Origin of the sequence: Pseudomonas taiwanensis DSM 21245 (genome assembly GCF_000425785.1) — a bacterium.
GTDB classification, from domain to species: Bacteria; Pseudomonadota; Gammaproteobacteria; order Pseudomonadales; family Pseudomonadaceae; genus Aquipseudomonas; species Aquipseudomonas taiwanensis.
On record NZ_AUEC01000012.1, the window covers coordinates 1 to 12,196 of the forward strand.

Annotated in this window: 9 protein-coding genes, 1 tRNA gene and 1 pseudogene; 7 read left to right on the top strand and 4 right to left on the bottom strand. The window is 62.3% G+C overall.

The features are described 5' to 3' along the window. Positions 1-141: 141 nt before the first annotated feature. Positions 142-2,883: an aconitate hydratase AcnA gene (acnA, locus tag H620_RS0103870; RefSeq protein ID WP_027906761.1), complete on the bottom strand. Its 2,742-nt coding sequence runs from the start codon at positions 2,881-2,883 to the stop codon at positions 142-144. A gap of 223 nt (positions 2,884-3,106) precedes the next feature. Between acnA and rlmM the strand changes: the two genes are divergently transcribed. The 3 genes from rlmM (at position 3,107) to pdxB (ending at position 5,694) form a co-directional block, all read left to right on the top strand. After that, on the top strand, positions 3,107-4,171 hold the full coding sequence (gene rlmM / locus H620_RS0103875) for a 23S rRNA (cytidine(2498)-2'-O)-methyltransferase RlmM (RefSeq protein ID WP_023379550.1): 1,065 nt from the start codon (positions 3,107-3,109) through the stop codon (positions 4,169-4,171). 77 nt (positions 4,172-4,248) lie between these two features. Further along, positions 4,249-4,491 carry a sulfurtransferase TusA gene (tusA, locus tag H620_RS0103880; protein ID WP_023379551.1) on the top strand — a complete coding sequence of 81 codons (243 nt, stop codon included), beginning with the start codon at positions 4,249-4,251 and terminating at the stop codon, positions 4,489-4,491. Between the two features lie 60 nt (positions 4,492-4,551). Further along, positions 4,552-5,694 carry a 4-phosphoerythronate dehydrogenase PdxB gene (gene pdxB, locus H620_RS0103885; RefSeq protein WP_023379552.1) on the top strand — a complete coding sequence of 381 codons (1,143 nt, stop codon included), beginning with the start codon at positions 4,552-4,554 and terminating at the stop codon, positions 5,692-5,694. A gap of 102 nt (positions 5,695-5,796) precedes the next feature. Here pdxB and H620_RS27145 read toward each other — a convergent pair whose 3' ends face one another. After that, positions 5,797-5,970 (bottom strand): PA1571 family protein, encoded by a 174-nt coding sequence (locus H620_RS27145; RefSeq protein ID WP_023379553.1) that lies wholly within the window; start codon positions 5,968-5,970, stop codon positions 5,797-5,799. A gap of 268 nt (positions 5,971-6,238) precedes the next feature. Here H620_RS27145 and H620_RS0103895 point away from each other — a divergent pair, with 268 nt between their 5' ends. The 4 genes and pseudogenes from H620_RS0103895 (at position 6,239) to mqo (ending at position 11,590) form a co-directional block, all read left to right on the top strand. Continuing rightward, a complete protein-coding gene (locus H620_RS0103895) occupies positions 6,239-8,002 on the top strand; it encodes an ABC transporter transmembrane domain-containing protein (RefSeq protein WP_027906762.1) in 1,764 nt (587 codons plus the stop codon). 761 nt (positions 8,003-8,763) lie between these two features. Continuing rightward, positions 8,764-8,874: pseudogene (locus tag H620_RS27690) on the top strand (hypothetical protein); the annotation flags it as partial. 228 nt (positions 8,875-9,102) lie between these two features. Next, positions 9,103-9,807 (top strand): methyl-accepting chemotaxis protein, encoded by a 705-nt coding sequence (locus tag H620_RS27695; protein ID WP_374375816.1) that lies wholly within the window; start codon positions 9,103-9,105, stop codon positions 9,805-9,807. Between the two features lie 196 nt (positions 9,808-10,003). Then, positions 10,004-11,590, top strand: coding sequence for a malate dehydrogenase (quinone) (gene mqo, locus H620_RS0103905; RefSeq protein WP_023379556.1), 1,587 nt, complete (start codon positions 10,004-10,006; stop codon positions 11,588-11,590). Positions 11,591-11,689: 99 nt separating this feature from the next. Here mqo and H620_RS0103910 read toward each other — a convergent pair. Together H620_RS0103910 and H620_RS0103915 are read right to left on the bottom strand one after the other, a co-directional pair. Further along, positions 11,690-11,766, bottom strand: a tRNA-Pro gene (locus H620_RS0103910). A gap of 80 nt (positions 11,767-11,846) precedes the next feature. Continuing rightward, positions 11,847-12,068 carry a YgdI/YgdR family lipoprotein gene (locus H620_RS0103915; protein ID WP_023379557.1) on the bottom strand — a complete coding sequence of 74 codons (222 nt, stop codon included), beginning with the start codon at positions 12,066-12,068 and terminating at the stop codon, positions 11,847-11,849. Positions 12,069-12,196: the final 128 nt, after the last annotated feature.

Below are 12,196 nucleotides of genomic sequence, written 5' to 3' on the forward strand. Positions count from 1 at the left end.
TCCTGGGCCGCAGCGCTTGACGGGCATCCATGCCCGTCACCTCCCTGCGCAAGCCCTGCGCTCGGCCTCCTGAAGTCGCATGAGGTGGCGCCTGAACTACCGCGCGCTGGAAGCAAAAGCAAAAGCAATGATTCATGGTCCTCAACTTGCAATCAATTGCCTCAGCACATAATGCAGAATGCCGCCCGATTTGAAGTACTCCACTTCATTCAAGGTATCGATCCTGCACAACACCTCGATCTTCTCCTGCTCCCCATCCTCACGAGTCATTCGCAAGGTTAAACGCATTCCCGGCCGAATAGATGCATTTTCAAGGCCCTCGATATCGATGATCTCCCGGCCCGTCAGCCGCAACTGCTTGCGATCGTTCCCAGCCATGAACTGCAATGGCAATACCCCCATACCAACCAGATTGGAACGGTGGATACGTTCGAAACTCTCCGCCAACACCGCCTTCACACCCAGCAAGTTGGTACCTTTGGCCGCCCAGTCACGGCTCGAACCCGTACCATATTCCTGGCCCGCCACCACCACCAATGGCGTTCCTTCAGCCTGGTAACGCATCGCCGCATCATAGATCGACAGCTTCTCGCCCGAAGGCACATGCACCGTATTGCCGCCTTCCTCACCCCCCAGCATCTCGTTGCGGATTCGAATGTTGGCGAAGGTGCCGCGCATCATCACCTCATGGTTCCCCCGACGCGAACCGTAGGAGTTGAAGTCCCGTGGCTCGACACCCTTCTCGCGCAGGTAACGCCCAGCCGGGCTGTCGGCCTTGATGTTGCCAGCGGGGGAGATGTGATCAGTGGTCACCGAGTCGCCAAGCAACGCCAGGATCCGCGCACCATGGATATCACCGATGTGCGGCAATGGCCCGGCAATGTCATCGAAGAACGGCGGGTGCTGGATGTACGTCGAGTCGTCCTGCCAAACGTAGGTGGCCGCCTGCGGTACCTCGATCGCTTGCCACTGCGCGTCACCGGCGAAAACCTCCGCATACTCCTTGTGGAACATGCCGGTGTCGACTTTGGCCACGGCGTCGGCAATCTCTTTCTGACTCGGCCAGATATCGCGCAGGTACACCGGCTGCCCATCCTTGCCGGTGCCCAGGGCATCTCGTGTCAGGTCCAGGCGCACGCTGCCGGCAAGGGCATAGGCAACCACCAGCGGCGGCGATGCCAGCCAGTTGGTCTTCACCAGCGGGTGCACCCGGCCTTCGAAGTTGCGGTTGCCTGAAAGCACCGAGGCAACCGTGAGGTCAGCGTTGGCAATGGCCTTCTCGATCGCCTCGTCCAACGGCCCCGAGTTGCCGATACAGGTGGTGCAGCCATAACCGACCAGGTCAAAACCCAATTGATCAAGGTAGTGGGTCAAACCGGCTGCCTTGAAGTAGTCGGTGACCACTTTCGAGCCTGGCGCCAGGGAGCTCTTCACCCAAGGCTTGCGTTGCAGGCCCTTTTCCACGGCCTTCTTCGCCACCAGGCCAGCAGCCATCATCACGCTGGGGTTGGAGGTGTTGGTGCAGGAGGTGATGGCCGCGATCACCACCGCGCCGTCGCGCAGGGTGTGGGTTTGCCCATCATGCTGGTAGTCGACTTCGCCAGCTTGATCGGCATTGCCTACCGCCACGCCGCCGCCACCTTCGCTTTCCTGGCGGCCAATCTCCTTGGCCAGTGGTTTGGGCTGCAGTTCGATGAAGTGGTCGAAGGCCTGCTTCACCTGGCCCAGGGCGACGCGGTCCTGAGGGCGTTTCGGGCCAGCCAGGCTGGCCTCCACGTCGTTCATATCGAGCGCCAGGGTATCGCTGAACAGCGGTTCCTGACCCGGCAGGCGCCACAGGCCCTGCGCCTTGCAGTACTGTTCGACCAGCTGCACCGTTTCGTTGGGACGACCGGACAGGCGCAGATACTCCAGTGTCACGTCGTCTACCGGGAAGAAACCACAGGTCGCGCCGTACTCTGGAGCCATGTTGGCCAGCGTCGCCCGGTCGGCCAGGGGCAGGTCCGCCAGGCCATCGCCATAGAATTCGACGAACTTGCCCACTACACCTTTCTTGCGCAGCATCTGTGTCACGGTCAGTACCAGGTCCGTAGCGGTGATGCCCTCACGTAACTTGCCGGTGAGTTTGAAACCGACCACTTCCGGAATCAGCATCGACACCGGCTGGCCCAGCATGGCGGCCTCTGCCTCGATCCCGCCCACCCCCCAGCCAAGCACGCCGAGGCCGTTGATCATGGTGGTGTGCGAGTCAGTGCCGACCAGCGTGTCCGGGAAGGCGTAGGTGCGGCCGTCTTCTTCACGGGTCCAAACGGTGCGACCGAGGTACTCCAGATTGACCTGGTGGCAGATGCCCGTTCCAGGTGGCACCACCCGGAAGTTGTGAAAGGCACTTTGGCCCCAGCGCAAGAATGCATAGCGCTCGCCGTTGCGCTGCATCTCGATGTCGACGTTCTCGGCGAACGCCTGGGGCGAGGCATAGCGGTCGACCATCACCGAGTGGTCGATCACCAGGTCCACGGGTGACAACGGGTTGATCCGCTGCGGATCGCCGCCGGCCTTGGCCACGGCTGCACGCATGGCAGCCAGGTCGACCACCGCCGGTACACCGGTGAAGTCTTGCATCAGTACCCTGGCTGGGCGGTATTGAATCTCGCGATCCGAACGCTGCTCCTTTAGCCATGAGGCCAGGGCGTGCAAGTCATCGCCGGTGACGGTCTTGCCGTCTTCCCAGCGCAGCAAGTTCTCCAGCAGCACCTTCAGCGACATCGGCAGGCGTTGCAGGTCGCCTAGCTGGCGGGACGCTTCGGCGAGGCTGTAGTAGTGGTAGGTATGGTCGTTTACCTTCAGGGTCTTGAGGGTTTTCAGGCTATCGAGCGAGGGCATTGCCAACTCCTTCTGCGCCGGTGCCTGGCAATCATGGATATTTGCCAGTGGCACCGCTCTGTATCGGCCCGTACGTCACGGGCCTGGCTGAAAGGTCAGGTTAGACCTGTTTGTCATGCATGACCCACTTCTGGACCGGCGGGGCATGTCGCAGGTTCCGATCTTCCTTTATCATCGCCGGCCTGCCGGCGCCGGTTGTGCGCCAGCCGAAGTGGAGTGAGAGATGAATACCCTGTTCATGCATTGCCGGCCCGGTTTCGAGGGCGAGGTGTGCGCAGAAATCAGTGAACACGCCGCCCGCCTTGGCGTTGCCGGTTATGCCAAGGGCAAGCCGCAGAGCGCCTGCGCCGAGTTCGTCTGTGCCGAGGCCGAAGGTGCCGAGCGGTTGATGGGGGAACTGCGCTTCGCTCAGTTGATTTTCCCGCGCCAGTGGGCCCGTGGTGACTTCGTCGAGTTGCCGGAAAGCGACCGTATCAGCGTGTTGCTCGAGCACCTCGGCGCTTACCCGGAGTTCGGCAGCCTATGGCTGGAGGTGCTCGACAGCAACGAAGGCAAGGAGCTGTCGACCTTTTGCCGGAAGTTCGAGGTCCCGCTGCGCAAAGCCTTGGAAAAGGCCGGGCGCCTGGTCGAAGACAGCAATCGCCCGCGTCTGTTGCTGACGTTCATCAGCGGCAGGCGGGTGTTTGTCGGCATGGCGCCACCGAGCAACAGCGCGCTCTGGGCCATGGGTATCCCTCGGCTGAAGTTCCCCCGCGAGGCACCCAGCCGTTCGACCCTCAAGCTCGAGGAAGCCTGGCACCAATTCATTCCCCGCGAGCAGTGGGAGCAGCGTCTGGGTGACGACATGACCGGTGTCGACCTGGGCGCATCGCCTGGTGGTTGGACCTACCAGCTGGTGCGTCGGGGCATGCTGGTCACCGCGATCGACAACGGCCCCATGGCCGAGAGCTTGATGGACACTGGTCTGGTGCAGCACCTGATGGCCGATGGCTTTACCTGGCAGCCAAAGCAGACGGTGGACTGGATGGTCTGCGACATCGTCGAAAAGCCCGCGCGCACCGCTGCCTTGATCGAAACCTGGCTAGGCGAGGGGCTGTGCCGCGAGGCGGTGGTCAACCTCAAGTTGCCGATGAAGCAACGCTATGCCGAGGTGCGGCGTCTGCTGGATCGCATGGAAGCCACCTTCAAGGCGCGCAAGGTCAGGGTTTCGATTGCCTGTAAGCAGCTGTATCACGACCGCGAGGAAGTGACATGTCACCTGCGCCGGCTCGACTTGAAGCCACGCTGAGTGCTTGGGGCCGGCAGCCGGCCCCTTGGACCGAAGCCTGGCATGCGCGACAATAGCGATCATTTGCGGAGTTCCACATGACTGAATTCACCCCCGACGCCATCCTCGATGCCACTGGCCTGAACTGCCCGGAGCCGGTGATGATGCTGCACCAGCACGTGCGCGACCTGGCCGCTGGCGGCCTGCTCAAGGTGATCGCCACCGACCCCTCGACCCGCCGTGATATCCCCAAGTTCTGCAACTTCCTGGGTCATGAGTTGCTGCAACAGCAGGAAGAGGCCGGTACCTTCCTGTACTGGATCCGCAAGAAGACCGACTGAGCCGCGCTGGATCAAGCCGGGCGTAGCGCCTACACTGCGTTCCCCGCACAGGAGAGCGCCATGCTGATAGTTGCCGACGAGAATATCCCGCTGCTCGATGCCTTCTTCGAAGGCTTCGGCGAGATCCGCCGTTACCCCGGCAGAAGCCTTGACGCGGCCAGCGTCAAGGATGCCGACGTACTGCTGGTGCGCTCGGTGACCCGGGTCGACCGGCAACTGCTCGAAGGCAGCCGTGTCCGTTTCGTGGGCACCTGCACCATCGGCACCGATCACCTGGACCTGGACTACTTTGCCGAGGCTGGCATCCGCTGGAGCAGCGCACCTGGGTGCAACGCCCGTGGCGTGGTGGATTACGTGCTGGGTAGCCTCCTGACCCTGGCCGACCTCGACGGTGTGTCACTGCCTGAGCGCGTATACGGCGTGGTGGGCGCAGGTGAGGTGGGCGGCCGCTTGGTGCGGGTACTGCATGGTCTGGGTTGGAAGGTGCTGGTCTGTGATCCGCTGCGTCAGGCTGTAGAAGGGGGCGACTATGTCAGCCTTGATACGGTGCTCGAGCAGTGTGATGTCATCAGCCTGCACACCCCGTTGCAGCATGGCGGCGACCACCCGACCTGGCATTTGCTGGGCGAGGCGCAATTGGCGCGTTTGCGTGCTGGCGCCTGGCTGATCAATGCCAGTCGCGGACCTGTGGTGGACAACCATGCCCTGCGCGAGCTGTTGCTGGACCGCGAGGATGTGCATGCCGTGCTCGATGTATGGGAGGGCGAGCCCCAGGTAAACCTGCAGTTGGCTGACTTGTGTACCTTGGCCACGCCACATATCGCAGGCTATAGCCTGGACGGTCGCCAGCGTGGCACGGCGCAGATCTACCAGGCGCTGTGCCGTTTCCTCGGTCAGCCCGAGCAGGTGCAATTGGCAGACTTGCTGCCCAAGCCACCGCTGGCGCAGATCGAACTGGATGCCAGCGCCGACCTGGCCTGGTCCCTGGCGACGCTGTGTCGCGCCGTGTATGACCCACGCCGTGACGATGCTGACTTCCGTCGTAGCCTGAGCGATGACCCGGCCCAGCAGCGGGCGGCCTTCGATGCCTTGCGCAAGCATTATCCACCGCGGCGTGAGATCGAAGGGCTGGCGGTGCGTATTCGGGGCGAGGCGCCGCAACTGGCACAGATGGTCAGCGCCTTGGGTTGCGCGGCCCTGTAAGAGCCGGCTCGCCGGCGTTCAGGCCGGGCAGTCCAGCGCAAAACCCCATCAGGCGCCCATGAAAAACCCGGCCAAAGGGCCGGGTTGTCAGAAATCTATTGCTCAGCCCTTGCGCACTTTTTCTACCCGACTGTCTTCGAGGTCTTTGCACGCTTGCTGGATCATCTGCTCGGTGATCGGCACCTCGCGACCTTGGGCGTCGATGATCGAGCCGCAGACCTTCGACGGTGGTTGATTCTGTGGCTTTTGGCTATCGCTGCTTCGCTGCAGACTCATCTTTCCTGTCTCCTCATCAGGTTCAAGCTCAGGGTAACCCTGCGCCGTGACCGGCCTGTGACAGCTCTGGTTCTGTTGTCACGACAGGGACAGTCCAACAGAAAGCGCCTCAAAGCTCCAGTGACCGGTTAGAACGAAAAGCTATACTCACCAGGGTGTGCGCACTATTGGACTGCATTACCCAGAATTGGTCCGCGCTCGCCTGCAACCGTTCCCCCTTATCGGATGAATGGTAGTCTCAGGGTTCCCGTCTCCTCTGGACCTCACCATGCCCGAATCGGTTTCACCACGTCAGCGACGGGCCCTGCGCCTCGCCTGGCAGTTCATTCGTCCTTATCGGCGCCAGGCCCTGCTGGCAGTGCTGGCACTGGTGGTCACGGCAGGCATTACCTTGTCCATGGGCCAGGGCATTCGCTTGCTGGTGGACCAAGGTTTCATGACCCGCTCGCCCCACCAGCTCAACCAGACCATCGGCCTGTTCCTGGTGTTGGTCCTGGCGCTGGCCGTGGGCACTTTCAGCCGGTTTTACCTGGTGTCATGGATCGGCGAACGCTGCGTGGCCGATATTCGGCGGGCGGTGTTCGATCACCTGGTGGGACTGCACCCCGGCTTTTTCGAAGACAACCGCAGTTCCGAGATCCAGTCGCGTCTGACTGCCGACACCACCTTGCTCCAGTCGGTCATAGGTTCATCGCTGTCGATGTTTCTGCGCAATGCCTTGATGGTGGTGGGAGGTGTGGTACTGCTCTTCGTCACCAACCCCAAGCTCACCAGCATCGTGGTGGTCGCCTTGCCCCTGGTGCTGGCACCGATACTGTTGTTTGGCAGGCGGGTGCGCAGCCTGTCGCGTCAGAGTCAGGATCGGGTGGCGGACGTGGGCAGTTACGTGGCGGAGACCTTGGGGCAGATCAAGACAGTACAGGCCTATAACCACCAGTCGCGGGACCGGGAGCTGTTCGCCGGTACTGTCGAGGCGGCTTTCGGTGTGGCGCGGCGGCGCATTGCCCAGCGCGCATGGCTTATCACCCTGGTCATCGTGCTGGTGCTGGGGGCCGTTGGCGTGATGCTCTGGGTCGGTGGCATGGATGTCATCGCCGGGCGTATCTCGGGCGGTGAGCTGGCCGCCTTCGTGTTCTATAGCCTGATCGTCGGTAGCGCCTTCGGTACCCTCAGTGAGGTGATCGGGGAGTTGCAGCGCGCGGCAGGCGCGGCCGAACGTATCGACGAGTTGCTGGCAGCGCGCAGTGCAATACTGCTTCCCTCGGTGCCGACGACATTGGTGTACCCACGGGTGTCTGGCAGGATCGAGTTGCAACAGGTCGGGTTTGCCTACCCGTCGCGGCCTTCGGTGGCGGCCATCGACGATCTGAGCCTGGTGGTAGAGCCGGGGCAGACCGTGGCGCTGGTAGGACCGTCCGGTGCCGGCAAGTCGACCCTGTTCGACCTGCTGCTGCGCTTCTACGACCCCCAGCGCGGGCGCATTCTGCTCGACGGGCAACCCATCACAGACCTGGACCCGGCCGACGTACGTCGCCAATTCGCCTTGGTTGCGCAGAGCCCCGCGCTGTTTCGCGGTAGCGTCGAGGCCAACATCCGATACGGTCGGCCCGAGGCGACCTGGGAGGAGGTGGAAGCGGCTGCGCGGGGCGCCCATGCCGACGCGTTCATCCGGCAGTTACCCCAGGGCTATCAGACGATGCTGGGGGAGGGCGGGACCGGCCTTTCGGGAGGGCAGCGCCAACGCCTGGCCATCGCTCGAGCGCTGTTGGTAGACGCACCTATCCTGTTGCTCGACGAAGCCACCAGCGCCCTCGATGCCCAGAGCGAGCACTTGATCCAGCAAGCGCTGCCGAGCCTGATGGCCGGTCGGACCACCCTGGTGATTGCGCACCGCCTGGCCACGGTGCAACACGCCGACCGGATCGCGGTGATCGACAAGGGCCGTTTGGTAGCGGTGGGCAGCCATGCCCAACTGATCGAGCAAAGCCCACTTTACGCGCGATTGGCCTCGCTGCAGTTCAATACGCGTTAGTGCGTGGCCCTATGTAACATTTCTGTAGCAATTGCCTGAGAGTATCTGGATCAGCTGTTGCGTAAGTGCTCGACCTGGCTGCTATCGACCGATGGCAGCTTTTTTTTGGTCTGCGAACGAGGACATGGATGTCTTGATCTGCGCTGCCGGCGCACGCCATTTTCTTCCTCCTGGTTCCCGAGATCCCGATGTTGCGTAAATCCCTCAGAGTACAAATGCTCACCCTGCTGGCCGGTAGTCTGGCGGCGATGCTGTTGATCGCCCTGGTGTGCTTTCAGTTTCTGTCTTCCAGCGTGCGCGGTTATGCCGGGCTGGTGGATGGGCCGTTACGGGCTTCGCAACTGATCGACGAAGCCAATCTGCAGTTCAAGATTCAGGTGCAGGAGTGGAAGAACGTCTTGCTGCGTGGTCGCCAGCCGGCTGATCTGGACAGGTACTGGCAGCAGTTCCAGACGCGTGAGCAGCAGGTTCAACAGTTGCTCGGGCAATTGATCGAGACCACCGATGGCAAGCTCAAGGCGCCCTTGCAACAGTTGCGCGAGAGCCACCGGCAGTTGGGGGTAGCCTACGAAAAGGGGCGTCAGGCGTTCTTGGCCGCAGGCGGCGACCCTGTGGCGGGCGACCAGGCGGTGAAGGGGGTCGACCGCGCTGCCAGCGAGCAAATGAGTGCGCTGGTCGAACAGCTGCGCGCCGATGCCCGCGAACGGGCGTCCCACATCAGCGCCGTCGCCGAGCGCACAGTGTGGTTGGGTGTGTTGGTCATGTTGGTGTCGGCTGCGCTGGTCGGCCTGCTTAGTCTTTGGTTGATCAATCGCAGCCTGATCAAGCCTATCGGCCAGCTGATCGAGTACGTCGCGCAACTGAGTCAGGGCCGCTTTGTCTCGCGGGTGGACAGCCGCCGTGAGGATGAACTCGGTCGCCTGGCCCGGGCAGCCAATACCCTGCGTGACTTCCTCGCCGACACCGTCGGCCGTTTGCAGGACAACGCCCAGGAGCTCGAAGGTGCGAGCGGCCAATTGCGCAGCATCGCCAGTGACATGGCCCGTGGGACCCATGACCAGTTCCAGCGCACCGACCAGGTGGCCACGGCCATGCACCAGATGTCCGCTACCGCCCAGGAAGTGGCACGCCACGCTGCCGAGGCAGCACGCGCGGCGGATGAAGCAGACCAAAGCGCCCAGGCCGGCGAGCAGGTGATGCAGCAGACCATCGACATCATCGCCGTGGTCAACCGTGAAATTGCCGGTACGGCTGCGGTGATTCGCGAACTGGAAAACGACAGCACCCGCATTGGCAAGGTACTCGAGGTGATTCGCGGCATCGCCGAACAGACCAACCTACTGGCGCTCAACGCTGCCATAGAGGCGGCCCGTGCTGGCGAGGCCGGGCGTGGTTTTGCGGTGGTTGCCGACGAAGTGCGCAGCCTGGCCCAGCGCACGGCGGCTTCCATCGCGGAAATTCATCAGATCATAGAGGCGGTGCAGTCGGGTGCGGTGGACGCGGTGAAGGCCATCGAAAGCGGTCGGCAGCGCAGCGAGGAGGGGGCCGAGCAGGTCCAGCAGGCGGGGCAGATGCTGCAGCGCATTACCCTGTCGGTGGAGGCGATTCGCGACATGAACCGGCAGATTGCCACGGCGGCCGAGGAACAGACCAGCGTGGCCGAAGACATCTCGTGCAACCTGATCGAAATCACCCGCATCGCCACGGCGAACCAGGAGGCCGTGCAGCACACCGAACGAGCCGGGCAGCGCTTGCATGGCCTCTCGGGGCAGTTGGGTGAGGTGACGTCACGCCTGACCGCCTGACGCGCAAGCGCCAGGCGCGGGTTCACCGGCGAAGCATCCGGGGGAAATCCGCCACCCAGGTTGGCGCAATCCGCTGCCCTGTGGCGGATTGTCGCCATGCGACCTACCGCCTCACCCCATGTTGCCTGGTCCAGGGCCTGTTGGCACGCTCCCTGCTCATAGCGGCGCGCGTGTACACAACAACTGGATCACATCAATGAAGAAAATCCTGCTGACGCTCCTCTGCCTGAGCGTCATCGGTTGCTCCAAACCCGAGGCGCCGCAAAAGTCCGTCGATGTCCTGCTGATCGGCGGCGGCATCATGAGTGCCAGCCTCGGCACCTACCTCACCGAGCTTGAGCCGAACTGGAAGGTCGACGTCTACGAACGCATGGACCAGGTCGCCGAAGAGAGCTCCAATGCCTGGAACAACGCCGGTACCGGGCATTCGGCCTTCTGCGAGCTGAACTACACCAGTGAGGGCACGGACGGCAGTATCGACATCAGCAAGGCCGTCGGTGTCAACGAGCAGTTTGAGATCTCCAAGCAGTTCTGGGCCTATCAGGTCGAGCAGGGCGTGCTGAGCAACCCCAAGTCGTTCATCAACAATGTGCCGCACATGAGCTTCGTATGGGGCGACGAGAACGTCGCCTTCCTGCACAAGCGCGTGGCCGCACTGCAGCACAGTTCGCTGTTCCGCGGTATGGAAATTTCCGAGGACCACGAGCAGATCCGCAAATGGGTGCCGCTGGTGATGGAGGGCCGGGACCCAGAGCAGAAAGTGGCTGCCACGCGGATGGCCATCGGCACCGACGTGAACTTTGGCGAGATCACTCGTCAGCTGTTCGCCTCGATGGCGCGCAACCCCAACGTCAAGCTGCACCTGCGCCACGAAGTGCGTGACATCGTGCGCAACGATGACGGCACCTGGAATGTGCTGGTGGCCGACTTGGCCAATGGTGGGGAGCAGACTCGCGTCAACGCCAAGTTCGTGTTCATCGGTGCCGGTGGCGGTGCGCTTAAACTGCTGCAGAAATCGGGCATTCCCGAAGCGCAAGGCTACGCCGGCTTCCCGGTGGGTGGCCAGTTCCTGATGACCGACAACCCGGACATCGTCGCCCGCCACAAGGCCAAGCTTTACGGCAAAGCCTCGGTCGGCGCGCCGCCGATGTCGGTCCCGCACCTGGACACGCGGATGATCGATGGCAAGCAAGTACTGCTTTTCGGCCCGTTCGCGACCTTCTCCACCAAGTACCTCAAGCACGGCTCGCTGCTGGACATGTTCGCGTCGTTGACCAGCCACAACGTGCTGCCGATGGTGCATGCCGGCATCGACAACATCGACCTGAGCACTTACCTGATGGGCCAATTGATGCTCAGCTTCGATGACCGCATGAACGCCCTGCGCGAGTATTTCCCCAATGCCAGGAACGAAGACTGGCAGTTGCTGCAGGCCGGCCAGCGCGTCCAAGTTATCAAGAAGGACCCGGTACACGGTGGCGTTTTGCAGTTCGGTACAGAAGTCGTGGCCGCCCAGGACGGCAGCATCGCCGCGTTGCTTGGCGCTTCCCCAGGGGCTTCTACCGCTGCGCCGATCATGCTGACCGTGCTGGAAAAGACCTTCAAGGACCGCATCCGGACGCCGCAATGGCAAGCCAAGCTCAAGGAAATCGTGCCGACCTATGGGCAAAAGCTGAACAACGATCTGGAGCTGACCAACAAGACCCGTCAGTGGAGCAGCGCGCGCTTGCAGTTGCTTTACATACCGGTGCAGGCAGAACAGGCCGTAGCCGACCTTAAGTGAGTGGAGTGCTGTGCCGGCCTGTTCGCAGCGCCGGTACAGCCTGCCGACATTTTCTGGACGCAACAAAAAGCCCGCACAAGGCGGGCTTTTTGAAGGATTTGGTCGGAGAGACAGGATTCGAACCTGCGGCCTTCTCGTCCCGAACGAGACGCGCTACCTGGCTGCGCTACACTCCGATGAACAAAATCCTACTGTATCGCCTTTTTGAACGCAAGCCCTTGTTGTGTAAAGGCCGTTTGCTCGAAGGCGGGCTCCATCAGAGCTCTTTTACGGTGCGAATCTGGTCCTTGTTCAGGCGCGTGCGCTTGCCGTCGAGTTGCTCGAATTCATAGAACCCGGAGTCCTCGTCGAACGTCGGGGTGTCCACGGCCTGGATCTCGCGACCGTCGTTCAGCGTGATGACGGTTGGCGATGCGCAGCCAGCGAGGGCGCCCAGCCCCAGGGCGAGAATGAAGGCAGGAAGGGTCCGTTGAATCATCGTGTTTCTCCAGTGCGATGGTGCTAGATGACATTAAGACGCAGGGCGTCCATGCAAGTTCCTCTGACAGTGCAGCATAGCGCTAAAGCCCGGACATTGACCGGGAACAACGGCGGCATCGGCCAGGG